Below are 25,014 nucleotides of genomic sequence, written 5' to 3'. Positions count from 1 at the left end.
CCGCGGGGGCGGCGGTGAGACGCTCCCGGGGCCGACTCACCACCTGTACCAGCGGCCCCGGCCCCCGCCCGCGGTGGTACCGCGCATCAGGAACCCCAGGAGCCAGAGAACGAGAACCGCGATCGCGATCCACCAGAGCACCTTCACTGCGAATCCGGCACCGAAGAGAATCAGCACCAGAAGCAGTACCAGCAGGATGGGAACCATAGTTTCGACCTCCTGCCGGCCGAGTTTCCCCGAATGTGCGATTCAGGCGTCCTTTTTGCATAGAATTTCCCCGTGCAGAACGGCGAACCAGCCGTCCTCCCGCCGTCCCCATTCCCGCCAGGCCTCGGACACGGCCCCCAGCCGCCCGGCGTCGGCGTGGCCGCCCTCGACGGCCCGTTCCGCGTAGGCGGAGGCCAGGGTGCGGTCGGCCCACAGGCCGCTCCACCAGGCCCGCTCCTCGGCGGTGCTGAAGGTCCAGGTGGCGGAGGTGGCCGTGACGTCCGTGAAGCCCGCCTCCCGCGCCCAGGCCTTCAGCCGGCGCCCGGCGTCGGGCTCCCCGCCGTTGGCGCGGGCCACCGCGCGGTAGAGGTCCAGCCAGTCGTCCATCCCGGCCGAGGCCGGGTACCAGGTCATGGCCGCGTAGTCCGCGTCGCGGACGGCGACGTATCCACCGGGCCTGGTGACGCGCCGCATCTCGCGCAGCGCCCGCACGGGGTCGCCGACGTGCTGGAGCACCTGATGGGCGTGGACCACGCAGAACGTGTCGTCCGGGTGGTCGAGGGCGTGGACGTCGGCGACCGTGAAGTCGACGTTGGTCAGGCCGCGTCCGGCGGCCGTGGCCCGCGCCTGCTCCAGGACGTCGGGTGCCCGGTCGGCGCCGGTGACGTGGCCGTCGGGGACGAGGGCGGCCAGGTCGGCGGTGATGGTGCCCGGACCGCAGCCGATGTCCAGGATCTTCATGTGCGGCTTCAGCGAACCGAGCAGGTACGCCGCCGAGTTGGCGGCGGTCCGCCAGGTGTGCGACCGCAGTACCGACTCGTGGTGTCCGTGCGTGTAGACGGCGGTCTCCCGCGCTTCCGGCATGGCTCGGCCCCTTCTTCACGGCCTTCACGGCCCGGTCCCCGGACTTGGTGGAGCCCGGGGGCTGACGTGCGTCACGGTAGTCCCGTATTCGCATAGTGAGACAGTTCGTTCCGAAAGATGGACTGACGGTCCGTCAGTGAAGTGCTCCGGGACCGGTGTCCGGCCCCGGGCGAGCCCCCGGGCGGACGGATGCCGTCGGCGGCCCGCGGGTACCCTTCAGAGGCCGGTCCCCGCGCGGGGCGGCACGGCACCGGAAGGTGAGCGCATGCGTCTGCTCCTGATCCGACACGGTGAGACCCCCACCAACGTGCAGCGCCTGCTGGACACCGCCGTCCCCGGCCCCGGCCTCACGGCGCTCGGCGAGCGGCAGGCCGCCGCCCTGCCCCGGGCCCTCGCCGACGAGGACATCGACGCCCTGTACGTCTCCACCCTCGTGCGCACCCGGCTCACCGCCGCGCCGCTGGCCGCCGCCCGCGGCCTGGACGTCCTCGAGCGCGACGGCATCCGGGAGATCTCCGCCGGCGACCTCGAACTCCTGCCGGGCGGGTCCGAGCAGGGCGAGCGGTACCTGCGCACCGTGTTCGCCTGGGCGGCCGGCGACCTGGAGCTGCGCATGCCGGGCGGCGAGAGCGGCACCGAGTTCCTGGAGCGCTACGACACCGTGGTCGCCGAGGCCGCCGCGAGCGGCGCCCGCCGCGTCGCCCTGGTCAGCCACGGGGCCGCGATCCGCACCTGGACGGCGGCCCGCGCCCGCAACGTGGACGTGCCGTTCGCCGCCGCCCGCCGACTCGCCAACACCGGCGTGATCGTCCTCGACGGCACCCCCTCCGCCGGGTTCGAGGCCCTGACCTGGGCGGGCGCGACCGTGACACCCGCGGGCGGGGGCGGACCGGCCGGCGAGCCGCTCGGCGCGGCCGGATGATCTCCCGACCTGCGGGGACCGCGCCGGCGAGACATCGATAAGGGTTTGCCGCATCCGGCCGACGGCCCGCAGAATGCACCCTCATGGGACATCTGGAAGCCGCGCACCTCGAGTACCACCTCCCCGACGGGAGGGCGTTGCTCGGCGACGTGTCCTTCCGGGTGGGCGAAGGGGCCGTCGTGGCCCTGGTGGGACCCAACGGCGCCGGCAAGACGACCCTGCTGCGGCTGATCTCCGGCGAGCTGAAACCGCACGGCGGCACCGTCACCGTCGGCGGCGGGCTCGGTGTGATGCGCCAGTTCGTGGGCTCCGTACGCGACGAGACGACCGTACGGGACCTGCTGGTGTCGGTGTCCTCGCCGCGCATCCAGGAGGCCGCGAGGGCCGTCGACGAGGCGGAGCACGCGATCATGACCGTGGACGACGAGGCCGCGCAGATGAGCTACGCGCAGGCCCTGTCCGACTGGGCCGAGGCGCACGGGTACGAGGCCGAGACGCTGTGGGACATCTGCACCACGGCCGCCCTCGGCGTGCCCTACGACAAGGCCCAGTTCCGCCAGGTGCGCACCCTGTCCGGCGGCGAGCAGAAGCGGCTGGTGCTGGAGGCGCTGCTGCGCGGTACCGACGAGGTGCTGCTGCTCGACGAGCCCGACAACTACCTCGACGTGCCGGGCAAGCGGTGGCTGGAGGAGCGGCTGAAGGAGACCCGCAAGACGGTCCTGTTCGTCTCCCACGACCGCGAACTCCTCTCCCGGGCCGCCGAGAAGATCGTCTCCGTGGAGCCGGGACCGGCCGGCGCCGACGCCTGGGTGCACGGCGGCGGCTTCGCCACCTACCACGAGGCCCGGCGCGAACGCTTCGCCCGCTTCGAGGAACTGCGCCGCCGCTGGGACGAGAAGCACGCCCAGCTGAAGAAGCTGGTCCTGAACCTGCGACAGGCGGCCTCGATCAGCCACGAGCTGGCCTCCCGCTACCAGGCCGCGCAGACCCGCCTGCGCAAGTTCGAGGAGGCGGGCCCGCCGCCCGAGCCGCCGCGCGAGCAGGACATCACCATGCGCCTCAAGGGCGGCCGCACCGGCGTGCGGGCCGTCACCTGCAAGGGCCTCGAACTGACCGGCCTGATGAAACCCTTCGACCTGGAGGTCTTCTACGGCGAGCGGGTCGCCGTCCTCGGCTCCAACGGCTCCGGCAAGTCGCACTTCCTGCGCCTGCTGGCCGGCGACACCGTGGCGCACACGGGGGAGTGGAAGCTGGGGGCGCGGGTCGTGCCCGGCCACTTCGCGCAGACCCACGCCCACCCGGAACTGCTGGGCCGCACGCTCCTGGACATCCTGTGGCAGGAGCACTCCCAGGACCGCGGCGCGGCCATGTCCCGGCTGCGCCGCTACGAGCTGACCCAGCAGGCCGAGCAGGCCTTCGAGCGGCTGTCCGGCGGGCAGCAGGCCCGCTTCCAGATCCTGCTGCTGGAGCTGGAGGGCGTCACCGCCCTCCTCCTCGACGAGCCGACCGACAACCTCGACCTGGAGTCCGCCGAAGCGCTCCAGGAGGGGCTGGAGGCCTTCGAGGGCACGGTCCTGGCCGTCACCCACGACCGCTGGTTCGCCCGCTCCTTCGACCGCTACCTCGTCTTCGGCAGCGACGGCCGGGTCCGCGAGACCCCGGAGCCGGTGTGGGACGAGCGCCGCGTGGAGCGCGTCCGCTAGCGGACGGGGCCCGCCCGGTGAAGGCCGGGGCGGGCCGGGGGAGGCCCGCACGCCCGCCGCAGCCGGAGGCCCGGGAGCCGGATTGTTCGTACAGTGGACTCAAGGACGCGAGATCCATGGCCCCTCCCCGATGCCGGCCGGACGTCCGTGCCGCGCGGGCGGGTACCCGGACCCCATGGACGCACACGACGAGTGGGGTACCACGATGACCGGAGTCGACCCCGACAGGCTGGACGACCAGCAGCTCATGAAAGAGCTGGAGACGATCCACCGCACCCGCCACGACACCCTGCTGTACGGCTCGAACGACGCCCTGCGCGCCCACAACGACCGGATGGCGAAGCTGGAGGGCGAGTACCTGCGCCGCAACCCGCGCCGCTTCGTCTCGCCCGCCCGCACCCGCGACGGCGCCCGGGAACGCGCCGGCCGGGCCGACGGCACCGACCGCCCGGGCACGCCCGTCGGCAAGTGGGGTCCCGGCACGGCGAACGGCCCCGGCCGGGTCTGAACCCCGCCGGAGCCGCTTCACCCACCGGCCTCCCGGTGCGCGGGAGTCTTTCGGGCGTCCTTCAGGCGGCTTCCTGGGCGAACACGTCCAGGAAGGTCTCGCAGAACGCCTTCAGGTCGTCCGGCTTGCGGCTGGTCACGAGCTTGTTCGGGCCGTGGTCGCAGACCTTGACCTGCTCGTCGACCCAGTCGCCGCCGGCGTTGCGGATGTCGGTCCGCAGGCTCGGCCAGGAGGTCAGCACCCGGCCGCGCACGACGTCCGCCTCGATCAGCGTCCACGGGGCGTGGCAGATCGCGGCGACCGGCCGGCCCTGCTCGAAGAACGCCTTGACGAACGCCACCGCCTTGTCGTCGGTGCGCAGGAAGTCGGGGTTCGCGACGCCGCCCGGCAGGACCAGGCCGCCGAAGGAGTCCGCCGAAACCTCGCCGGCCACCTCGTCGACGGGGAAGGTGTCCGCCTTGTCGAGATGGTTGAAGGCCTGGACCTCGCCCCGCTCGGTCGACACCAGCACGGGCTCGTGTCCCGCGTCCACCGCCGCCTGCCAGGGGTCGGTCAGCTCCACCTGCTCGACGCCCTCGGGAGCCGTCAGAAACGCGATGCGCATGATCGTTCAACGTCCTTTCCGGTGTTTCCCCGTATGTGTGCCTGTGTGCGCCTGTGTGCTCGGGCTCTGTCCGCGGTCAGGCCCTGGTCAGGGTCTCGGCCAGCTCCTGCACGGTGGCGTAGCGCTGCTTGTGCGGCAGCCGCCGTACCGCCTCGACGAGCGCGTCCGGCGCGTTCTTGCGGCGCAGGGTCCTCGCCAGTTCCTGGGAGCCGGCGGGGAACGAACTGCGGCCCAGGATGCGGGCCAGTTCCAGCCGTACCGTCGCCAGCGACGCCCGCGCGTCCCCCGGCACCACCGGTCCGCCCCAGACCTGCGGATCGTCCTCCGCGGACGGCTCGGGGTCGTGCCACTCCTCGGAGCGCGTGGGGTGCCCGGACCTCAGCAGGCCCTGCAGCTCGTGCTTCATCTCGTCGTCCCGGTGGACACTCAGCCGGGCGCTGCCTCGCTGCATGTCTCCCTCCACTTCCTCGGGTGCAGGCCCTCCGCGTACCCGAGGGGCCGGAACCGACACCGGGTCCCCGCCGCCGAAGTCGTGGACGCGGGGGAGCCGGGCATCTCGCGGACGCGCCGGTCCCGGCCGGTCGGCCGGTGCCGCGACCGGTCGTGTCAACAGGTGCTGAGGGACGCGGCCCGAAGAGCCCGAAGAGCCCGAAGAGAGGGAGCGCCGGGGCTCCGCACCCGTCACCCGATCGGGTGCGGCCGTCCCGCCAATGGACCGCGGCCACGGGCGGTGGCGGACCGCGCGGGCTGTGATAGCCGGGAGGCACGGACACGTGCCTCGCAGCCGTCGGCCGAAGGAGCCGTCCCATGCGCCCCACCGCCCGTGTCCTGTCCGTCGCCGCCCTGGCCGGTGCCGTGCTGGCCGGCGCCGCCCCGGCCGCGTTCGCGGACCCGGCGGCGGAGATCAGCCCGGCCACGGCCGCTCCGGGGGGCAGCGTCACCGTCACCGTCACCTGCGACCCCCTCGGCGCGCCCGCCCCACGGACCATCGACGCCGCCTCGGACGCCTTCGAGGAGGGCACCGTCGAGCTCACCCTGGAGCCCGGCGGCGACGAGCTGACCGGCCCCGCCTACCGGGGCACCGCCCGGATCGCCCCGGCCGCGGACCTCGACGTACCGGCCGACGCGGTCGGAACGGACTCCGCCTGGACCGTCGACGGCACCTGCCCGGCACCGCCCGGCGGCCAGGGCGGCCCGTGGAGCGCCACCTACGACGTCCCCCGCACGGGCGGCGGCGCGGGCGACGGTGGGGGTGACGGCGCGGCTGGTGGTGAGGGTGACGGCGCGGGCGGTGGTGAGGGTGACGGCGCGGGTGGTGGTGAGGGTGACGGCGCGGGTGGTGGCGGGGGTGACGGCTCGGTGCCCGGCGCCCCGAGCTGCGCGCCCGCGCACCCCACGGCCTGCGCGGCACCCACGCCCCAGCCGTGCGCCGCCGGCCACCCCGCCCCCTGCCCCACCCGCCCCGCACCCCAGCCCTGCCCCACCTCCCGCGACACCGCGCCGCACGTCACCGCCTCCCGGGACGCCGCCTCCCGGGACGCCGCCTCCCGGGACGCCGCCTCCCGCGACACCGCGTCGCACGGTGCCGCCTGCCCCGGAGCCGCCGTCCAGCACGGCGTACGCGCCGGCACCGGCGGCACCTTCACCGACTCCGTCCCCGCCCTGGTCGCGGGCGGGCTGCTCATCGCCGGCGCACTCGGCGCGGCCGTCCACCGGCTGCGCCGCCGGGACCGTACGGCGGGCGTCTGACGCCGCCCGGCCCGCGGGGTGACCGGCGCGACCCCGGCCCGCTGCCATGGGGCGACGGCACACGGGGTACTCGGCACCCGAGGGCCCGCCCGGCCCCGGACACCCCGTCCCGCACCACCCGGCACACGGACGGGGTCCCGCCGCCGTACGACGGGTCCGGCGGCGGCACAGGGCGCGGGGCACCAGGCACCGACGGCGCGGAGGACGGCATGCGGGGCACGGAACCGGAAGGGCACGGCCCCGTCCGCTTCGGGCCCGAGCTGCCCGCGGACGGCCTGCCCGTGCTGCCCGACCTCGCCGCCGTCCTCGCCGCGGCCGCCGAACGCCCCGAGGGCGAACCCGTCGGCGGCGGCCGCGCCCTCCTGGACGCGGCCTGCGCCTACTGGGAACGGCGCGGCACCCCCACCGGGCCCGACCGGGTCGTGGCGGCACCCGGCGCCCCCGTCCTGCTGGTCGCGCTGACCGCCGCCCTCGGCGGCGACGTCCTGGTGCCGAGGCCCTGCGCGGCTTGGTGGGCGCCGTACGCCCGGCTGCTGGGGCGGCCCGTCTTCCACGTGCCCACCCCCGCCGAGTGCGGCGGCGTCCCCGACCCCTACGCCCTCCTGGAGACCGTGCGCCGGATCCGCGCCGAGGGCGGCGACCCCCGGCTGCTGGTGCTGTCCGTCGCCGACGACCCCACCGCCACCGTCGCCCCGCCCGAGGTGCTGCACGAGGCCGTGGAGGCGGCCGCCGCCGAGGGCCTGCACCTGATCAGCGACGAGACCTGGCGCGACACCCTGCACGCCCCGCACGACACCGTCCTGGTCAGCCCCGCCGAGATGCTGCCCGGCCGGGTCACCGTCGTCAGCGACCTCGCGGGCGCCCTGCTGCCCACCGGCTGGCCCGCCGCCGTCGCCCGCCTGCCCGCCACGGCCGCCGGGGACGACCTCCACGCGCGCGTGCTCGACGTCCTCACCGCACTCGACGCGCGCGTCGCCGCCCCCGTCGCCGCGGCCGCCGCCTTCGCGCTGTCCGAACCCGAGCCCGTCACCACGCGCGTCGGCACCGCCGTACGCCTGCACGCGCGCGTGGCCGCCGCCGCGCACACCGCCGTCGTCGCCGCGGGCGCCCTCGCGCTGCCGCCGCGCGCCGGCCGCCACCTGTACGTCGACCTCGGGCCGCTGCGCGAGGAGTCGGCCGCGCGGGGCGTCGGCGACGCACAGGACCTGGAGGACCTCCTCACCGCCCGGCTCGGCATGCCCGCGCCGGGCGGCCACCGCTTCGGCGACGACCTCGGCGCGCTGCGCGTACGGCTCTCCACGGGCATGCTGCTCGGCGGAACGCACGCGCGGCGCACGGAATGCCTCATGTCGCCCGACCCGTTGGAACTGCCGCATGTGCAACGCGCGTTGACCCGCCTGAGGTCGGTCCTCGACGACCTCCGTGACGACGCTCAGCGATGGGAGCCTCCTCGATGACGCAGCAGTCCGAGTCGACCACCCCCACGCCCGTGCGGGACACCGGCACCCCGCCGGTCGAGTCCCCCGTGACCTCCCCCGTCCCGCCGCCCGCCGAGCCGCGCCCGCTGGGCGAACCCCGGGTGTGGCCGCGCACCTTCCACGACCGGCTGACCGCCCCGCTGCCCGGCTTCCGGGCCCTCGCCCGCTTCGCCCGCGAAGGCGCCGTGCGGCCCGGGAAGGAAGGCCTCGCCGACATCGCGCGACTGCCCTTCGAGCCCGGCCCGCTGCCCTGCGTCGACACCCGCACCGTCGCCGTCACCTGGGCGGGACACGCCAGTTGGGTGGTGCGGATCGGCGGGCTGACCGTTCTGACCGACCCGGTCTGGTCCCGCCGCATCATCGGCACCCCGGCCCGCATCACCCCCGTCGGCGTCCCCTGGGAGGACCTGCCGCCCGTCGACGCCGTCGTCATCAGCCACAACCACTACGACCACCTCGACGCCCCCACGCTGCGCCGACTCCCGCGCGGCACACCGGTGTTCGTGCCCGCCGGGCTCGGCCGCTGGTTCCGGCGCCGCCGGTTCGTCCGCGTCACCGAACTGGACTGGTGGGAGGCGGCCGAACTGTCCGGAGTGCGCTTCGACTTCGTACCGGCCCACCACTGGTCCAAGCGCAGCCTCACCGACACCTGCCGCACCCTGTGGGGCGGCTGGGTGCTCACCGACCCCGACGGACGCCGCGTCTACTTCGCGGGCGACACGGGTTACGGCCACTGGTTCTCCCGCATCGGACAGCGCTACCCAGGAATCGACCTCGCGCTGCTGCCCATCGGCGCCTACGACCCCCGCTGGTGGCTCAGCGACGTCCACTGCGACCCGGAGGAGGCGGTGCGGGCGGCACGCGACCTGGGGGCACGCCGGATGGCCCCCATGCACTGGGGCACCTTCGTCCTCTCCGCCGAACCCGTCCTCGAACCCCTCACCCGCGTCCGCGCCGCCTGGGAGAAGGCCGGCCTGCCCCGCGAGGACCTGTGGGACCTGGCGGTGGGGGGCTCACGCGTGCTGTGACGCTGCGCTTGGACGGGGGACGGGGGACGGGGCGGGGAAGGGGGACGGGGCACGGGGGCGAGAGGGCAGGCGGGTGCGGCTCAGGGGCGTGCGGGTGGTGTGCCCCGGACACGCGGGAGCTGCGCGACCGGTCGCCCCGGACGACCTGCCACCTGTGGCGCATGGGGCATCCGCCACCTGTGAGGCATGAGGCATGAGGCATGAGGCATGGCGCATGCGCACGGCCCGCGACCCCACCCCCCGCGGCACTCACCCCGTCGACCGCTCCCGCAGCCTGCGCCACAGGCCCGGTACCGCGCTGACGACCAGGGTCAGGACGACCGCCGCCACGACGCCCTCCCACGGCTCGGGGAACAGGGAGCCGCCGAGGATGCCGATCAACTGGTAGGTCACCGCCCACGCCAGGCAGGCCGGCAGGTCGCCCCGGGCGAACCGGCGCACCGGCCAGTCGGCCATCAGGCAGGCCAGCATCACCGGGATGCGGCCCGCGGGCACCAGCCGGGACAGCACGAGTACGGCCGTGCTGTGGTCGGCGAGCTTCTCCTGGGCCTGCGCGAGCCGCTCCTCCGGCGCCCGCGACCGGATCGCCGCCAGCCAGCGCGAGCCGTTCTTCGACCGCATCCCGCGCCGCCCCAGCCAGTACAGCCCGACGTCCCCGCAGAACGCGGCCAGCGACGCCGTCACGAACACCAGGGCCAGCGCGAACGGCGCCGTCTGGTGGAAGGCGACCACGGCCGCCGAACTCACCAGCGCCCCCGTCGGCACCACCGGCACCAGCGCGCCGATCAGCACCAGCAGGAACAGGGACGGGTAGCCGAACGCCTGCTGCGTGGACTCCGTCGGTATGACCGCCGGGACGGCGGCCAGTGGCGTCATCGCGCGACCTCGGGGCGCACGCTCTCCCCGTGCCCGAGCCGGTGCACCACCACGTCCGGCGCGCGCTCGGCCGCCAGGCGTACGAACTCCTCGCCCGGCGCGTGGAACTCATGGGGGCGCACGGCGTCCATGCCGATCGGCCAGTACGTGCCGTAGTGCACCGGCACCGCACTGCGCGGCGCCAGCCGGGCCAGCGCCTCCGCGGCCCGGCCCGCGTCCAGGTGCCCCTGCCCGAGGTACGGCCCCCAGCCGCCCACCGGCAGCAGCGCCACGTCGACCGGCCCGACCTCCTCGGCCATCGACTCGAACAGGCCGGTGTCCCCGGCGAAGTACGTCCGCGCCTCGCCCTCCACGACGTACCCCAGCGCGGGGGAGTGGTGCCGGCCGACCGGCAGCCGCCGCCCGTCGTGCCGCGCCGGCACGACCCGTACGCGCAGGTCATCGACGGTCGTCTCGTCACCCGGTGCCACCTCGGTGAGCCGCAGGTGGCGCAGGCGCCGCAGACCCGGGACGGCGCGCGGCGCGCCCCGGGGCACCAGCAGGCGCGTGCCCGGCGCGAGGCGCGTCAGCGAGGGGATGTGCAGATGATCGGAGTGCAGGTGCGACACGAGCGCCACGTCCGCGCGCCAGGCGTCGGGCGGGGGCGGCGCCCCCCGGCGCCGGCGCAGATGCGCGAGCCGACGGGCGAACAGGGGATCGGTCAGCACACGCACGTCCGAATCCGTGATCGTGCAGGTGGCGTGACCCCACCACGTGATCTCCACCGGCACCTCTTTGCCCCCTTCGCGCGACTCCCCCGAAGCCTACGGGCAGGAGTAGGGTCTGCGGCGAAACCCGGAGGTGAGGGGGACGCCATGGGACCGGTGCGGGTCACGGCGATCGCGAGTCTGACACCGCTGGAGGAATTGGACGCCGATCCCTTCCTGGTGGATTCCCGCGGCCAGCACGCGATGTGCGCGCGGTGGGCCGCGGAACGGGGCTACGTCGTCAGCCGCGAACTGCTGGTGCGCGGGCTGCGGCCGGACCACTGCGTGCTGTGGGACGGGGTCAGGCCAGGCGTCGACCTCTTCGTCGCGCCCAGCCGGCGGGTCCTGGAGAGCGCCCTGTCGTCCGTGGACGAGTTCGCCGAGGAGTGCGCGCGGCGGGGGGTGCGGGTGGAGACGGTGGGCGTCGCCGAACCCGCCTACGACGCGCAGATGAAGGCGCGGGTGCACCGGAGGCTGTCGATGCCGACGGCCGGGTACGACGGGCGCTGACCGCCCGCACCGTCCCCGCCCCGGACGGCGGTGCGCCCCGCGGCTCCCGTCGGGGCGTCGCCGCCGACAGTCCGTGTGACAAGGTGATGGGGCAGAGGGCCGCACCGAGGACGGCCCGGGACGTGAGGTGTACGGGGAGTGGGTCAGGGGCGTTGGCGGCGGGCCGTCAGTCAGGCCGGGCGGAGCGTCGCGGTGTGGGGCGTCTCCACCGTCACGATGCTGGTGCTCGCGGGCATCCTGCCGGATTTCCGGCTCCAGTCGCCCGACGGTGACAGCGCCACCACCATCGCCGTCACCGCGGCCGTCGGGGCCGGTGTCTTCGGCGTGCTCTCGGCGCTCGCCTGGCCGCTGCTGGTCCGCCTGCTGCTGCTGGTGCCGGCGCTCGTCCTCGGCCTGCTGGTGTTCTTCCTCAACGGTTCGCTGCTGCTGCTGGCCCTGCGGCTCAACCCGTCGGGCCAGAGCGAGGCCGCCCCCGAGACCGCCGTCATCGTCGCCGCCGTGATGTCCGCCGTCGCCTCCGCCACCGGCGGCGCCCTCGCCGTCCGCGACGACGAGGCCTACCGGCGCCGGCTGTACCGTCTCGCCGACCGCCGCCGCGGCCGCGGCCCCGCCTGCCCCACCACCCACGGCACCGTCTTCATCCAGCTCGACGGCGTCGGCCACGACGTGCTGGCCGCCGCCGTGGGGAAGGGCCTGATGCCGACCGTCGCCAAGTGGCTGGGCGCCGGACCGGGCGCGCCGGCCCGCCCCACGCACCGCCTCACCCCGTGGCGCACCGACTGGTCCAGCCAGACCGGGGCCAGCCAGCTCGGCATCCTGCACGGCAGCAACTTCGACGTGCCCGCCTTCCGCTGGTACGAGAAGGACAGCCACGAGGTGGTGGTCTGCAACCGCCCCACCAGCGCCGCCGAACTCCAGCGCCGCGCCGTGGAACGCACCGGCGACGGTGGGCTGCTCTCCGCCGACGGCGCCAGCCGCGGCAACCTCTTCGGCGGCGGCGCCGACGAACAGGCCCTCGTCCTGTCCGTCGCCACCCGCCGCAGCCGCGCGACCCGCTCCCGGTCCGGGTACTTCGCCTACTTCTCCGACCCCGCCAACGCCGTCCGCACCGCCCTGTCCTTCGTGGCGGAGACCGGCCGGGAGATCGGCCAGTCCACCCGCGCCCGGCTGCGCAAGCAGCGGCCACGGGTGGCCCGCGGCGGCCTGTACCCCTTCATCCGCGCCTTCGCGACCGTCGTCGAGCGGGACGTCGTCGTCGCCGCCGTGACGGGCGACATGCTGGCCGGCCGCAGCGCCGTCTACGCCGACCTGGTCGCCTACGACGAGGTGGCCCACCACTCCGGGCCGCTCGGCCGCGACACCGAACAGGTCCTCGCCCGCCTCGACCGCTCGCTGGCGCTCGTCGAGAACGTCGCCGAGCACGCCCCGCGGCCGTACCGCATCGTCGTCCTGTCCGACCACGGACAGAGCCCCGGCGAGACCTTCCGCGCCCGCTACGGCCTCACCCTCGCCGACCTGGTCCGGGCCGGCTGCGGGCTGCCCGTGCCGCGCCGGGCGCGGCGCACCCACAGCGGCGCCGAGGCCCGCGCGGCCGTCCGGGCCGCACTGCACCGGCCCGTCGAGGAGGGCGGCGAACAGCACCGCCCGGCCCCCCGCTCGGAGCCGATCGTGCTCGCCTCCGGCAACCTCGGCCTGGTCTCCTTCCCCGACGTGCCGCACCGGATGAGCAAGGAGGAGATCGACGCCCGCCACCCCGCCCTGCTCACCACCCTCGCCAACCACCCCGGCATCGGCTTCCTCCTCGTCCGCAGCGAGGAACACGGCGGAGTGGTGCTGGGCCCGTACGGCGCGGAGGTCCCCCTCGACCGGCTCGACGAGGACCCCGGCCCGCTGGCCGGGTTCGAGCCGGGTGCCGTGGAGGCCGTACGCCGCACCCACTCCTTCCCGCACACCGCCGACATCATGGTCAACTCCTTCCACGACCCCGCCGACGGCGAGGTCCTCGCCTTCGAGGAGCAGATCGGCTCCCACGGCGGCCTCGGCGGCGCCCAGTCGAAACCGTTCCTGCTGTCCCCGCTCGCCCTGTCCGCGCCGGTCGAGGACGGCGCCGACCTGACCGGCGCCGAGCAGGTCCACCACGTCCTGCGCCGCTGGCTGCGCGAATCGGACGGGCCCCAGGTACCGCTGGAGACGCCCCGGGAGGAGCGGGCCGCCTGAAGAACCGGCCCGTGCGCGCCGTGGAACGGCGGGCCGCGCCGCCCGGCCGTCCCGCGCGGCGAGGCTCCGACCGCCGTTCACGCCCCGGGGGGGGCCGGTCTTCCGGGTGCGGTGAGCGGGAGTGTGATCGGATGGGCACGGAAACCCGTCGTACCGTCGTACGGGAAAACATGTGAAAGGAAGAACCGTGGCCACCACGCGCTCCGCACACACCGTCTGGGAAGGCAGCCTGATCGAGGGGAACGGGGTCGTCACCTTCGACTCCTCCGGTGCCATCGGCGAGCAGCCCGTGACCTGGGCCGCCCGCACCCAGGAGGCCAACGGGAAGACCAGCCCGGAGGAGCTGATCGCCGCCGCCCACTCCAGCTGCTTCTCCATGGCCTTCTCGCACGCCCTGGCCGGTGCCGGCACCCCGCCCGCCAAGCTGGTCACCTCCGCCGACGTCACCTTCCAGCCGGGTGAGGGCATCACGGGCATCCACCTCACCGTGGAGGGCACCGTGCCGGGTCTCGACAACGACGCCTTCCTCGCCGCCGCCGAGCAGGCCAAGGTCAACTGCCCGGTCTCGCAGGCCCTGAAGGCCGTACCGATCACCCTGTCCGCGAAGCTCGCCTGAGCCGCCGGACACCCGGCCGGTCGCGCCACCGCACGACCGGCCGGGTGCCGGGTGCCGGGGCCAGGGTTTTCCGGGGGGCCGCCGCGTCCGCCCCGTCCGCCCCGTCCGCCGCGTCCGTGAGGAGGAGGCATGACACGACCCGCCGTCTCCGCCCACCGCGGCGGCAGCGAGCACCGTACGGCCGCCACCCTCGAGGCCTACGAGGACGCGCTCTCCTCGGGCGCCGAGTACGCGGAGTTCGACGTCCGGCGCACCGCCGACGGCGTGTTCGTCGTCCACCACGACCCGCGCGCCGCGGGCACCGGGCCCCCGCTGTCCCGCCTCACCTACACCGAGCTGTGCGCGCGCACCGGACACGCCGTCCCCCTCGTCGAGGAGGTCATGACGCTGGTCGCGGGCAGGCTGATCGGCCATCTGGACCTGAAGGAGACGGGCCACGAGCGGGAGTTGATCGACCTCGCGGTGACACTGCTCGGCCGGGACGGGTTCGTCGCCACGACGCTGGAGGACCGTTCCGTCGCCGCGATCACCCGCGGCTTTCCCGGCGTGCGCACCGCCCTGTCGCTGGGACGGGACCGCCGGGAGGTCGCGACGGTCCGGCTGGCCGGGACCCGCGCGAGCGAACTGTTCCCGGCCCGGCGCCTGCGGGCCTGCGGAGCCCACGGCGTCGCCGTCCACCAGCGGCTGGCCCGCGCCACCGTACTGCGCGGGGCCGCCCGGCGGGGCCTGTTCACCCTGGTGTGGACGGTCAACGACGACGCCGGACTGCGGACCTTCCTCGCCGACCCCCGGGTGGACGTGCTGGTCACCGACCGGCCGTGGCACGCGGTGCGGCTGCGCGGCGAACCACGCCGCGACCTTCCGGCGGCCGGCCCGCCCCGGTGAACCCGCCACGGCCGGTCGCGCCCACCGGGCGTCGTCCGTCGTCCGTCGCCTGTCGTCCGTCGCCCGTAGCCTGGCGTTCGTCGTCCGTAGCCTGGCGTCCGTCGTCCGGGCGCGGTCATCCGCCTACGGTCTGTCGTGTGCGGTCGGCAGTGTGGCGCACACGGCGTTCAGGACCGACGCGTACGGTGTGCCGAAGCCGGCGAGCCGGGAGCGCAGCCGCTCCAGACCGGTACGGTGCCCGGTGAGCAGGCCGGTGTCGCCGGTGCGGGCGGCGAACTCCAGGACCGCCGGCAGGAAGTCGGGCGGCTCCTCGCCGGTGAACTCCAGCCCGTGCCGCCGGTAGGAGTCCTCGAAGCGGGCCGGGGCGACACCGCCGCACGGGTCGCCCTCGTCGTACCACCGGCTCAGACGCAGGCTGTGCCGGTCCTCGGAGTCGAAGACCCGCACGTAGTGCCCGGCCAGCTCCGCCCGTGGCGTGACGGCCGCGTGGTCGGTGAACTCCCGCAGGGGCGGGGCCGCTTCGCGCAGCAGGGGCAGCCTCGCGTACAGATCGTGGTCGGGGTACGTCAGGCAGAGCGCGGCCGCCTGGTACAGCACGGCGTCCGAGGGCATCACGCCTCCTTCACGGGGCGCACGCGCGGCGGGGCCGGGGTCGAGGCCGGTGCCGGCACCGCGCCCGGCTGTTCGAGGTGCCGCGGTCCGGCGGGCCACGAGTCGGTGGTCCGGGGGCCGGTGGGCCGCGAGTCGGCGGTCCGGGGTTCGGTGGTTCGGGGGCCGGTGGGCGGTCTCCGCGTGTCGGTCACAGGGCGCTCCCTCTGCTCGCCCCCGTCCCGAACCTAGGGGCGGGCGCGGGAGCGTACCCGTTCACGGCGCCCGTACGGGTCACCCGCGCCGGCGCCCCGGGACCGCGCGCCCCGGGACCGCGCGCCCCGGCGCCCGGTGGCCTCAGGGCTTGCGGGCCACCCCCGCGTACACCGGCACGATCCCGTCCGCCTGCAGGGCGACGTCCTCGGGGTCGGGCCGCCAGCCGGAGACCGGGATCACGCCCGGACCGAGCAGCTCCAGGCCCTCGAAGAAACGGGAGAACTCCGTCAGCGAGCGGGGGTGGAAGGGGGTGCCGCTGCGCCGGAAATGGTTCGCGGCGTTCTCGATCGCCTCCGGGTTCAGGTCGGGGGTGACCTGGGAGAGGATCAGGTGGCTGCCCGGTGCGAGCGCGTCGACGTACCGCTTCAGCAGCCCGTACACGTCGTCGCCCGCCGGGTCCTCGCCCAGGTAGTGGGTCAGCGCGACCAGGGACAGCGACACCGGCCGCTCCAGGTCCAGGAAGCCGGCCGCCCGGTGCAGCAGGGTGTCGACGTCACGGACGTCGGCGTGCACGTACTCGGTGGCGCCCTCGGCCGATCCGTGCAGCAGCGCCTGGGCGTGCCGCAGCACGATCGGGTCGTTGTCGGCGTAGACGACCCTCGACTCGGGGGCGACGCTCTGTGCCACCTGGTGCAGATTGGGCTCGGTGGGGATGCCCGTGCCGATGTCCAGGAACTGGCGGACGCCGCTCTCGGCGACCGTGCGCACGGCCCGCTGCATGAACCGGCGGTTGGCGCGTGCCCCGCGTAAGACCGTGCCGTCCACGGCGAGGATCCTGCGGGCCAGTTCCTCGTCCACGGGGTAGTTGTCCTTGCCGCCCAGCCACCAGTCGTACACCCGGGCCGGATGCGGCCTGCTGGTGTCGATGCGGACGGTGGCCTCGGGCTCGGGTCCGGTCATGCGCGGTCTTCTCCCGGTGACTGGTGACTGGTGACTGGTGACTGGTGAGGGGTGACTGGTGAGGGGTGGCTGGTGAGGGGAACGAGTGGGGACGGACGGTCAGAACTCGCCGCGGACATCACGCAGCAGTTTCCTCGTGTGCTGCGCCGACGCGGCGTGCGTCGTCATGTGGTCGAGGACCTCCAGGTGCGCGGAGACCTCCCTGCGCGAGTCCAGGTACAGCGCGCCGGACAGGTACTCGGTGACGACCATGTCGGGCAGTTCGGGTTCGGCGAACCGGAACAGCGAGAACGGCGCGGACGTCCCCGAGTGCGGGCCGCTCGCGAACTCCGCGACCTGCAGGGTGATCCGGTCGCGCTCCGCCAGCTCCAGCAGCTTGTCGACCTGCTCGTACATGACGTCGGCGTCGACGCTGACCGGCCGGCGCAGTACCGTTTCGTCCATCACGACCCACAGGTGGGGCGGCTGGGGCCCTTCGAGCAGCCGCTGCCGGGCCATGCGCAGCGACACGTGCCGCTCGATGGCCTCCGGGCTGGTCCGGCCGACGGTCCCGGCCTCCAGCACGGCTCGCGCGTACCGCTCCGTCTGCAACAGGCCCGGCACGAAGTGGGGTTCGTAGGAGCGGATGAGACGGGCCGCGCCCTCCAGGCTGACGTACAGGCTGAACCATTCCGGCAGGACGTCGTGGAACCGCTGCCACCAGCCGGGCCGGTTCGCCTCCTCGGCGAGCGTGACGAAGGTGCCGGTCTCCGCCTCGTCCACCCCGTAGGCCTCCAACAGCACCTGTACATAAGGGATTTTCAGGGAGACTTCGGCCGTCTCCATGCGCCGCACGGTCGCGGGGGCCACCCGCAGTGCGCGGGCCGCCTCCTCACGGCTGAACCCCGCCGCCTCGCGCAACTCCTGCAGCCGTCTGCCGAGTACCACCTGGCCCACGGTGGGCGCCGGCCGCCTTTCACTCACGCCACGTCTCCCCTACGTGTCGAAGCACGCCGGTCAGTGTGTCATGTTCCGACTGCGCTCCGACAGGGACGACGGGATCACCTCGCACCCGACGACCACTCAGTTCACCAGCGAATGCAGGTACTTGACGGTCGCCGGATCGGCCGGGAGCAGTGTCTCGATGGCCAGCTCGGCGACCGTCACGTCCATCGGCGTGTTGAACGTGGAGATCGACGAGATGAACGACAGCGTCCGGCCCTCGTGCTCGATCAGCATCGGCAGCGCGAAGTACGGCACGGCCTCGACGGGTCCGGTCTCCGGCGTGGTCCGCGGGACCGGATAGGCCGCGACCTCCTCGTACAGCGTCCGCAACGGCGCGGAGCGGTGCAGCGCGATCTGCCGTTCCATCTGGGCCAGCAGGTGCCCGCGCCACTCGGGCAGGTTGCGGATGCGCGGCGCGAGGCCCTCCGGGTGCAGCGTCAGCCGCATGGCGTTGAGCGGCGGTGCGAGCAGCGACTCCGGGAGGTCCGCCAGCAGCATGGTGATGCCGCGGTTGGCGGCCAGCACGTTGTACGTCGCGTCCACCACCAGCGCCGGATACGGCTCGTAGCCCTGGATCAGGCGCTCCATGCCGGCCCGCAGCGCGTCCAGCGCCGGATCGTCCAGCGGGGTCTCGCGGTAGCGGGGAGCGTAACCCGCCGCCACCAGAAGGGCGTTGCGCTCGCGCACGGGCACGTCCAGGTGCTCGGCCAGCCGCAGCACCATCTCCTCGCTCGGCCGGGACCGGCCCGTCTCCACGAAGCTGATGTGCCGGGCCGAGGAATCCGCGCGCAGCGCCAGTTCCAGCTGGCTGACCTTGCGCCGTTCCCGCCAGGCCCGCAGCAGGGGGCCGACGCCCCGGTCGGCGGAGGCGGCGGAGCCCGTGGTGCCGGTCGCGAGAAGGGTCATACGGACGACCGTAGCGGAGAGCGGGCCGGCCGACGGTGCCGCGCGGGCCGTGGTGGCCGGAGAGCGGGGCCCCGCGGACCCCGCGCGCGCCGGGCCCGAGGGCGGCCGGCCCGAACCGGTGGGAACCCTTCCGGCCGGGGCCGGCGCGGCCGTCCTGTGCCAGGCTGGACGGGTACCCGACGCCCACCCCAGGGAAGGGAGCCAGTCATGGCCGTCGCACCGCTGTCGCAGAAGGAGATCGACGACCGGCTCGCGGAGCTGCCCGGCTGGTCCCACGACGCGGGCCGGCTCACCCGCTCCTACGAGCTGGCCTCGCATGTCGCCGCGACCGCGCTGGTCGTCCACGTGGCCCAGGTCCAGGAGGAGCTGAACCACCACTCCGAGCTGACCCTCGGCTACCGCACGGTGTCCCTCGCGGTGAACACCCACAGCGCGGGCGGCGCCGTCACCGACCTCGACTTCGAGCTGGCCCGCCGGGTGCGGGACCTGGCCCCGGCGCACGGCGCGCACTGAGACGCGCGGCGGACGGGACGGGGCCCCACGTGCTGGACTACGACGAGGAAGCCGCACGCTACGACGCCTCACGCGGCGGTGAACCCCGGGCGGCGGCCGCCGCGGAAGCCGTCCTGGCCCTGCTGCCGGACGGGACGCGCGGCCTGCTCGACGTCGCCTGCGGCACCGGCATCGTCACGCGCAGGCTCGCCGGACGCGACGGCCTGCGGGTGACCGGCGTCGATCTCGCCGCGGCGATGGTCCGCCGGGCCGCCGTACGTCTGCCGGGTGCCGTGGTGCGCGCCGACAGCCGCCGACTGCCCTTCCGCAGCGGGCAGTTCGACGCCGTCAGCAGTGTGTGGCTGCTCCACCTCGCGCCGACCGACGCGGACGCGCGGGCGATCGTCGCCGAGTGCGCGCGGGTGCTGCGGCCCGGCGGCGTGTACGTCACCACCGTCGACAAGGCCGCCTCGCACAACGTGGGCAGCGACATCGACGCCGTCCTCGCCTCCCGCCCGCCCCGCGCGGCCCGCGACGAGGCCTCGCTCGTCGACGCGTACGCCGTCGACCGCGGCCTCGTCCCCGCGGGCCAGGGCCGCTTCCCCGGCCGGGGTCAGGGCCGCAGCCCGCGCCGCACCGTCGCCGACCTGCGGCGCGGCTGGTTCGTCACCCTCCCGCCGGGCGAGACGATCACGGAGACCTTCGCCGCGCGCCTGGCCGCGCTGCCCGACCAGGACCGGCCCCGCCCCGACCCCTGGTTCACGCTGAAGGCGTACCGGAAGCCGGGGGCGCCGGCGGACGCGTGAAGCCCGTGATCCAAGCCCGTGGTCCGGTCGCTCACCCGGGCGGCCCCGTCGTCGGCCGGGAACGCCCGCTCCCGGCGGGGCGCCGGCGCCGGCGGCCGGACCGGGGCCACCGTTCCCGTCCGGTCCACGGCGCGCGCCCACGACGAGTCCGTCCGGCCCGGCGCGGACACGGAGGTGCTCGCGCCGCCCCGGGCCGCGGGGCTCGCCCCGTCCGGACCGTGACCGTGCCGGCCGAGTGCCGCGGCGACCGTCCCGGCGAACCGCCCGACGACCCCGGCAACCCCCGGCCCGTCGGCGGCGACTGGAAGAGCGGAACCCGTCCCCCTCCCCGGAGGTACCTCTCGTGCAGCATCCGCATCCGCACCCGCCCGAGCAACAGGCCCCTCTGCGTCCCCCCACCCACCGCAGGCGGCGCAGGACCGCCGTCCTCGCCGCGGCGACCGCCGTGGCCGTGCTCGTCGGCGCCGGACTCACCACGCTCACCCAGGGCAGCGCCGAAGCGGCCACCGCCCGCCAGGTCGAGAAGCTCGACCGGGGCGTCGTCAGCGTGCACACCGACAGCGGCAACCTGGTCAGCTGGCGCTGGCTCGGCACCGACCCGGGCGACGTCTCCTTCAACGTCTACCGGGCCGGCACGAAGGTCAACGCGACCCCGGTCACCGGCTCCACGAACTTCTTCCACTCCGGCGCCCCGGCCCAGGCCGACTACACGGTCCGCGCGGTCGTCGGCGGCGTCGAACAGGCCGACTCCGTCCACGCCGTCCAACTCCGCACCGGCTACAAGGACGTGCCGATCACCCCGCCCGCCGGCGGCACCACCCCCGACGGGGTGGCCTACACCTACGAGGCCAACGACGCCTCCGTCGGCGACCTCGACGGTGACGGCGCCCTGGAGTTCGTCCTCAAGTGGTACCCGACCAACGCCAAGGACAACTCGCAGTCCGGCTACACCGGCAACACGATCATCGACGCCGTCAAGCTCGACGGCACCCGCCTGTGGCGCGTCGACCTGGGCCGCAACATCCGCTCCGGCGCCCACTACACGCAGTTCCAGGTGTACGACTACGACGGCGACGGCAGGGCCGAGGTCGCCATGAAGACCGCCGACGGCACCAAGGACGGCACCGGCGCGGTCATCGGCAGCTCCGGTGCCGACCACCGCAACTCCAGCGGCTACGTGCTGTCCGGCCCCGAGTTCCTCACCATGTTCAACGGGCAGACCGGCAAGGCCATGGGCACGGTCGACTACGTGCCCGCCCGCGGCACCGTCTCCTCCTGGGGCGACTCCTACGGCAACCGCGTCGACCGCTTCCTCGCCGGCACGGCCTACCTGGACGGCACCCGCCCCTCGCTCGTCATGGCCCGCGGCTACTACACCCGTACCGTGATCGCGGCCTGGGACTGGCGGGGCGGCGCCTTCACCCGCCGCTGGACCTTCGACACCAGCTCCTCCACCAACTCCGGCAAGGGCTACGACGGTCAGGGCAACCACGCCCTGTCGGTCGCCGACGTCGACGCCGACGGCAAGGACGAGATCGTCTACGGCGCGATGACCGTCGACGACAACGGCAGCGGCCTGTGGACGACCAAGCTCGGCCACGGTGACGCGGCCCACCTCGGCGACCTCGTGCCGTCCCGGCCCGGACTGGAGTACTTCAAGGTCTCCGAGGACACGAGCAAGCCGGGCTCCTGGATGGCGGACGCGCGCACCGGTCAGATCCTCTGGCAGACGGCCTCCGGCGCGGACAACGGCCGCGGGGTCGCCGCCGACGTCTACGCCGGCAGCGCGGGCGCCGAGGCCTGGTCCGCCTCCGACACCACCCTGCGCTCGGCGACCGGCGCCTCCCTCGGCCGCGAGCCGTCCAGCATCAACTTCGTCACCTGGTGGGACGGCGACCCCGTCCGCGAACTCCTCGACGGCACCCGCATCGACAAGTACGGCACCTCCGGCGACACCCGCCTGCTGACCGCCTCCGGCGTCCACTCCAACAACGGCACCAAGTCCACCCCGTCCCTGTCCGGGGACATCCTCGGCGACTGGCGCGAGGAGGTGGTCTGGCCGACGACGGACAACAAGGCCCTGCGCATCTACTCCACCCCGGTCGAGACCGGCACCAAGATCACCACCCTGCTGCACGACACCCAGTACCGCACGGCCCTGGCCTGGCAGAACACCGCCTACAACCAGCCGCCGCACCCGAGCTTCTTCCTCGGCGACGGGATGGCGACGGCACCGCGGCCCACCGTCTACACGCCCTGACCGACCGCATGCGAAGGGCGCGTGCCGCGAGCGGCACGCGCCCCACCGGTTCACCGACCGTCCCGGCTCACCTCAGTGCGCCTCAGTTCACCGCGCAGGTCTGCTCGCCCAGCTTGAAGGCGGCCGGTTTCGCGTTCGTGCCCGACCAGCTGCCCGTGAAGCCGAAGCCCACCGAGGAGCCCGCCGCCACGGTGCCGTTCCAGCCGGTGTTCTTCACGGTCACCGACGCACCCGACTGGGTGTGCTCGGCGTTCCACAGCTGGGAGACCGTCTGGCCGCCGGTGAAGGCCCAGTTCAGGGACCACCCCGACCAGGCGCTCGTCCCCGTGTTGGCGAGCTTCACGTCCGCCTGGAAGCCGCCGGACCACTGGTTGGTGACGGTGTACGTCACCGCGCAGGCGCCCGTCGGGGACGGCGTCGGGTCCGTGCCGCCGCCCCCGTCGCCGCCTCCGGCGTCCGAGGTGTCGCCGTAGACCACGCCCCGGCCGTTCGTCGCGATGTAGACGCGGCCGTAGACCCGCGGGTCACCCGTGATCGCGGCGCCCGTCCAGCCCCACTGGTGGGCGTCGTCGTTGATCCGTGTCCAGCTCGCGCCCTTGTCCGTGGAACGGAAGATGCCGCGCACACCGGCGATCTTCGCGCTGGTGTACAGCGTCTGGTACGAGGCGCCCGCGGCGGCCTTGCCGAAACCGATCGTGTCGGCCTGTTCGACGCCGGACAGCTTGGTGAAGCTCGCACCGCCGTCCGTCGAGTGCCACAGCCCGTACGCCCCGTCGCTCGCCCCGCCGGCCAGCCAGATGTCGCCCTTCGTGCCGGGAAGCGCCTGGAACCGCACGCTGTCCCCGCTGGGCAGACCGGTCGCCGGGGACGCGGTGAAGGTCGCACCGCCGTCCGAACTGACGTAGAAACGGCCCGACTTGAAACCGTAGAACGTCTTGGCGTCGACGCGGTCGGACTCCACGACCGCGCCGGCCGGGATGCCGCTCGACGCCGACCAGGAGGTGCCGAAGCCCGTCGTGTGGTGCACGCCGGCGCCCGCCGGGCTCCACACGAAGCGGCTGCCGTCCGCCGCCGCGGCCACCGTCCCGCCGCCGCTCACCCCCGAAGGGTCGGTGCCCGCGAACCAGTTGGCGCCGTTGTCCGTCGAGAACGCCACGTGCGGGCCCGAGTCGAGGTTGCCGGTCCGCACGACCGTGTTCGGGTTGGTCCCGGCGAAGTCCAGGCTCGTGGTGGTGGTGAAGTTCGGCGAGGTGAACATCATCGACGGGACCTTGTCCAGGTCGGTGTGCCGGAAGCCGCCGATGTCGCCGAGCGCGCTGAGCAGCGGGGCGCCGGCCGGGGGAGAGGCGAGGTCGTTGACCGCGGTCTCCTCCAGCCCCCGCACCATGGGCTTGATGGTGAATTTTCCGCCGGAGTCCCAGGCGGTGAGGTTCTCGGTGCCGTAGACCGTCGCGCCCGTGCCGTACATCATCCGGTCCGAGTCGAAGGGGTCGATCTCCAGCGACTCCGTCATCCAGCCCAGCTTCGGGGTCTGCTCGGGCGGTGACGGGTTGGCTCCCCAGGTCAGCCAGGGGGAGGACGAGACGTCCATGGTGTACCGGTTCTCGCGGTTGGGATACGAGGTGTAGTCCCACGCCTTCGTCCAGGTGCCGCCGCTGTCGGTGGAGCGGAAGATCTGGGTGTCCGGCCACCAGGAGCTGTAGGCGGTCGCCATCACCGTGCCGGGGCGCTGCCGGTCGAGCGTCAGTCCGCTGAAGCCGTAGTAGGTGTCGGCCTCGGCGACCGGACTGATGTCGGTCCAGGTCCCGGTCGCCGTCGTGTACCGGTACAGCCGGCCCTTGCCGCCGTCGTACGGGCCCCCCTTGTCGCTGTACGCGAGGTACAGCTGACCGTTGACGGCGTCCAGTACACCCTTGTGGGCCAGGTATCCCGTCGGCTGTCCGGCCAGCCGCGACCAGGTGGCGCCCGCGTCCGTCGAGCGGTACACCGCGTTGGCCGTGTCCGCGACACCGACGTAGATCGTCTTCGTGGCGCTGCCCGACGTCCCGGTCGACTCGTCGAAGGTGACCCAGACGATGCCCTGGTTGTCGGAGGCGTAACCGCTCGTGTCGCTCGGATCCTGCACGTAGTTCCCGACGTTGGGGAAGTTCGCCACCTGCGACCAGGTGACGCCCGAGTCCGTCGACCGCCACAGCCCCTTGCCGCTCGGCGCGCCCAGGTACAGCACGCTGTTGCGGTTCGGGTCGACGGCGAGGCGCTCGCCCATGCCCCGGCCGGGCATGTTGCCGCCGAGCTTGAACGGCAGGTCCGTCCGCTGCCAGCTCGCGCCCCGGTCCGCCGAGCGCATCACCGCCCCGTTGCCCGGGTCCCAGCTGTTGGTGTACGTGCCGACGGCCGCGTACACCCGGTTCGGGTCGACGGAGTCGGAGGCCAGGCTCACCACGCCCGTGTGCCCCCACTTCTCCCAGCCGACCGAGTCCAGCAGCGGCGTCCAGGTCTTGTTGCTCTGCTGCCAGCGGTAGGCCCCGCCGATGTCGGTGCGGGCGTAGGCGAGGTTCTTCTCCTTGCGGTTGAAGACGATGCCCGGGACGAAACCGCCGCCGTCGATCCGGGCGTTCTTCCAGGTGTACGACTCCGCCGCCAGGGGCGCCGGCGGAGCGCTGTCGGCGGCGAGCGCGGGTGGGGCGCCGGCGAGCAGACCGGCCGCGAGCGCCAGCGCGGCCGTGAGGACACGGGTTCTTCGCACAGTGGGGTCCTTCCTCGAGAAGCCATGTCAAGGAATGTGCGGGGACGTGCAGGGACGTGCAGGGACGTGCGGGAGGGGCACGGGAGCGTGCCGGGGCCGGGTGGGGAGCCCGGATGCGACGACCGGGCGGCCCCCTGTGCGGG

The 25,014-nt window shown here is 74.2% G+C and carries 24 protein-coding genes; 13 read left to right on the top strand and 11 right to left on the bottom strand.

Annotation, left to right across the window (positions count from 1 at the left end; all coding sequences use genetic code 11):
- Positions 1-36: 36 nt before the first annotated feature.
- Positions 37-207, bottom strand: coding sequence for a hydrophobic protein (locus tag ACH4N1_RS09025; protein ID WP_356561562.1), 171 nt, complete (start codon positions 205-207; stop codon positions 37-39).
- A 42-nt stretch (positions 208-249) separates the two neighbouring features.
- Positions 250-1,071, bottom strand: coding sequence for a methyltransferase domain-containing protein (locus ACH4N1_RS09020; protein ID WP_398095660.1), 822 nt, complete (start codon positions 1,069-1,071; stop codon positions 250-252).
- Between the two features lie 265 nt (positions 1,072-1,336).
- Here ACH4N1_RS09020 and ACH4N1_RS09015 point away from each other — a divergent pair, with 265 nt between their 5' ends.
- From ACH4N1_RS09015 to ACH4N1_RS09005, 3 genes are all read left to right on the top strand, one after another.
- A complete protein-coding gene (locus ACH4N1_RS09015) occupies positions 1,337-1,993 on the top strand; it encodes a histidine phosphatase family protein (RefSeq protein ID WP_398095659.1) in 657 nt (218 codons plus the stop codon).
- 83 nt (positions 1,994-2,076) lie between these two features.
- The gene (locus ACH4N1_RS09010) at positions 2,077-3,696 is read left to right on the top strand and encodes an ATP-binding cassette domain-containing protein (protein ID WP_398095657.1); all 1,620 of its coding nucleotides are present in this window, start codon (positions 2,077-2,079) and stop codon (positions 3,694-3,696) included.
- 175 nt (positions 3,697-3,871) lie between these two features.
- The gene (locus tag ACH4N1_RS09005) at positions 3,872-4,204 is read left to right on the top strand and encodes a DUF6158 family protein (RefSeq protein ID WP_366058061.1); all 333 of its coding nucleotides are present in this window, start codon (positions 3,872-3,874) and stop codon (positions 4,202-4,204) included.
- 61 nt (positions 4,205-4,265) lie between these two features.
- On the opposite strand, the gene ACH4N1_RS09000 is transcribed toward ACH4N1_RS09005, so the two are convergent.
- Positions 4,266-4,808, bottom strand: coding sequence for a type 1 glutamine amidotransferase domain-containing protein (locus tag ACH4N1_RS09000; RefSeq protein WP_398095656.1), 543 nt, complete (start codon positions 4,806-4,808; stop codon positions 4,266-4,268).
- Between the two features lie 76 nt (positions 4,809-4,884).
- A complete protein-coding gene (locus tag ACH4N1_RS08995) occupies positions 4,885-5,259 on the bottom strand; it encodes a DUF2795 domain-containing protein (protein ID WP_398095655.1) in 375 nt (124 codons plus the stop codon).
- A gap of 356 nt (positions 5,260-5,615) precedes the next feature.
- Here ACH4N1_RS08995 and ACH4N1_RS08990 point away from each other — a divergent pair, with 356 nt between their 5' ends.
- The 3 genes from ACH4N1_RS08990 (at position 5,616) to ACH4N1_RS08980 (ending at position 9,063) form a co-directional block, all read left to right on the top strand.
- Positions 5,616-6,557 (top strand): hypothetical protein, encoded by a 942-nt coding sequence (locus tag ACH4N1_RS08990; RefSeq protein ID WP_398095653.1) that lies wholly within the window; start codon positions 5,616-5,618, stop codon positions 6,555-6,557.
- A gap of 209 nt (positions 6,558-6,766) precedes the next feature.
- Positions 6,767-8,014 carry an aminotransferase class I/II-fold pyridoxal phosphate-dependent enzyme gene (locus ACH4N1_RS08985; RefSeq protein WP_398095652.1) on the top strand — a complete coding sequence of 416 codons (1,248 nt, stop codon included), beginning with the start codon at positions 6,767-6,769 and terminating at the stop codon, positions 8,012-8,014.
- On the top strand, positions 8,011-9,063 hold the full coding sequence (locus ACH4N1_RS08980; RefSeq protein ID WP_398095650.1) for an MBL fold metallo-hydrolase: 1,053 nt from the start codon (positions 8,011-8,013) through the stop codon (positions 9,061-9,063). Before ACH4N1_RS08985 ends, ACH4N1_RS08980 begins: the two co-directional genes overlap by 4 nt.
- A 249-nt stretch (positions 9,064-9,312) precedes the next feature.
- On the opposite strand, the gene ACH4N1_RS08975 is transcribed toward ACH4N1_RS08980, so the two are convergent.
- Together ACH4N1_RS08975 and ACH4N1_RS08970 are read right to left on the bottom strand one after the other, a co-directional pair.
- Positions 9,313-9,939 carry a DedA family protein gene (locus ACH4N1_RS08975; protein ID WP_382790808.1) on the bottom strand — a complete coding sequence of 209 codons (627 nt, stop codon included), beginning with the start codon at positions 9,937-9,939 and terminating at the stop codon, positions 9,313-9,315.
- Entirely contained in the window at positions 9,936-10,709 is a 774-nt protein-coding gene (locus tag ACH4N1_RS08970; protein ID WP_398095649.1) for an MBL fold metallo-hydrolase, read from the bottom strand. The genes ACH4N1_RS08975 and ACH4N1_RS08970 overlap by 4 nt, the downstream gene beginning before the upstream one ends.
- A gap of 84 nt (positions 10,710-10,793) precedes the next feature.
- Here ACH4N1_RS08970 and ACH4N1_RS08965 point away from each other — a divergent pair, with 84 nt between their 5' ends.
- The 4 genes from ACH4N1_RS08965 (at position 10,794) to ACH4N1_RS08950 (ending at position 14,913) form a co-directional block, all read left to right on the top strand.
- On the top strand, positions 10,794-11,195 hold the full coding sequence (locus tag ACH4N1_RS08965) for a hypothetical protein (protein ID WP_366061483.1): 402 nt from the start codon (positions 10,794-10,796) through the stop codon (positions 11,193-11,195).
- Positions 11,196-11,333: 138 nt separating this feature from the next.
- A complete protein-coding gene (locus tag ACH4N1_RS08960; protein ID WP_398095647.1) occupies positions 11,334-13,412 on the top strand; it encodes a phage holin family protein in 2,079 nt (692 codons plus the stop codon).
- 187 nt (positions 13,413-13,599) lie between these two features.
- Positions 13,600-14,028, top strand: coding sequence for an OsmC family protein (locus tag ACH4N1_RS08955; protein ID WP_398095645.1), 429 nt, complete (start codon positions 13,600-13,602; stop codon positions 14,026-14,028).
- A gap of 129 nt (positions 14,029-14,157) precedes the next feature.
- Entirely contained in the window at positions 14,158-14,913 is a 756-nt protein-coding gene (locus ACH4N1_RS08950; RefSeq protein ID WP_398095643.1) for a glycerophosphodiester phosphodiesterase family protein, read from the top strand.
- 123 nt (positions 14,914-15,036) lie between these two features.
- Here ACH4N1_RS08950 and ACH4N1_RS08945 read toward each other — a convergent pair whose 3' ends face one another.
- From ACH4N1_RS08945 to ACH4N1_RS08930, 4 genes are all read right to left on the bottom strand, one after another.
- Positions 15,037-15,525, bottom strand: a complete 489-nt coding sequence (locus tag ACH4N1_RS08945; protein WP_398095642.1) for a nitrate reductase molybdenum cofactor assembly chaperone — start codon at positions 15,523-15,525, stop codon at positions 15,037-15,039.
- 333 nt (positions 15,526-15,858) lie between these two features.
- A complete protein-coding gene (locus ACH4N1_RS08940; RefSeq protein ID WP_398095640.1) occupies positions 15,859-16,677 on the bottom strand; it encodes an SAM-dependent methyltransferase in 819 nt (272 codons plus the stop codon).
- A gap of 99 nt (positions 16,678-16,776) precedes the next feature.
- Complete coding sequence (locus ACH4N1_RS08935) at positions 16,777-17,640, bottom strand: helix-turn-helix domain-containing protein (protein ID WP_398095639.1); 864 nt, start codon at positions 17,638-17,640, stop codon at positions 16,777-16,779.
- Between the two features lie 99 nt (positions 17,641-17,739).
- Positions 17,740-18,567: a helix-turn-helix domain-containing protein gene (locus tag ACH4N1_RS08930; RefSeq protein WP_398095638.1), complete on the bottom strand. Its 828-nt coding sequence runs from the start codon at positions 18,565-18,567 to the stop codon at positions 17,740-17,742.
- A 207-nt stretch (positions 18,568-18,774) separates the two neighbouring features.
- Between ACH4N1_RS08930 and ACH4N1_RS08925 the strand changes: the two genes are divergently transcribed.
- The 3 genes from ACH4N1_RS08925 to ACH4N1_RS08915 all read left to right on the top strand — a co-directional run bounded on the left by ACH4N1_RS08925 (position 18,775) and on the right by ACH4N1_RS08915 (position 22,125).
- Positions 18,775-19,080, top strand: a complete 306-nt coding sequence (locus ACH4N1_RS08925) for a 4a-hydroxytetrahydrobiopterin dehydratase (RefSeq protein WP_398095637.1) — start codon at positions 18,775-18,777, stop codon at positions 19,078-19,080.
- A gap of 29 nt (positions 19,081-19,109) precedes the next feature.
- The gene (locus ACH4N1_RS08920; protein WP_398095635.1) at positions 19,110-19,865 is read left to right on the top strand and encodes a class I SAM-dependent methyltransferase; all 756 of its coding nucleotides are present in this window, start codon (positions 19,110-19,112) and stop codon (positions 19,863-19,865) included.
- A gap of 343 nt (positions 19,866-20,208) precedes the next feature.
- On the top strand, positions 20,209-22,125 hold the full coding sequence (locus tag ACH4N1_RS08915) for a rhamnogalacturonan lyase (protein WP_398095633.1): 1,917 nt from the start codon (positions 20,209-20,211) through the stop codon (positions 22,123-22,125).
- Between the two features lie 82 nt (positions 22,126-22,207).
- Here the strand turns inward: ACH4N1_RS08915 and ACH4N1_RS08910 are convergent, their stop codons facing one another.
- Positions 22,208-24,871 (bottom strand): cellulose binding domain-containing protein, encoded by a 2,664-nt coding sequence (locus tag ACH4N1_RS08910; RefSeq protein ID WP_398095631.1) that lies wholly within the window; start codon positions 24,869-24,871, stop codon positions 22,208-22,210.
- Between the last annotated feature and the right edge of the window lie 143 nt (positions 24,872-25,014).

It is taken from the genome of Streptomyces sp. NPDC017202, from assembly GCF_044331705.1.
In the GTDB taxonomy this organism is placed as follows: Bacteria; Actinomycetota; Actinomycetes; order Streptomycetales; family Streptomycetaceae; genus Streptomyces.
The sequence above is the reverse complement of the archived record's forward strand: the minus strand, read 5'-3'. Positions and strand labels throughout refer to the sequence as shown.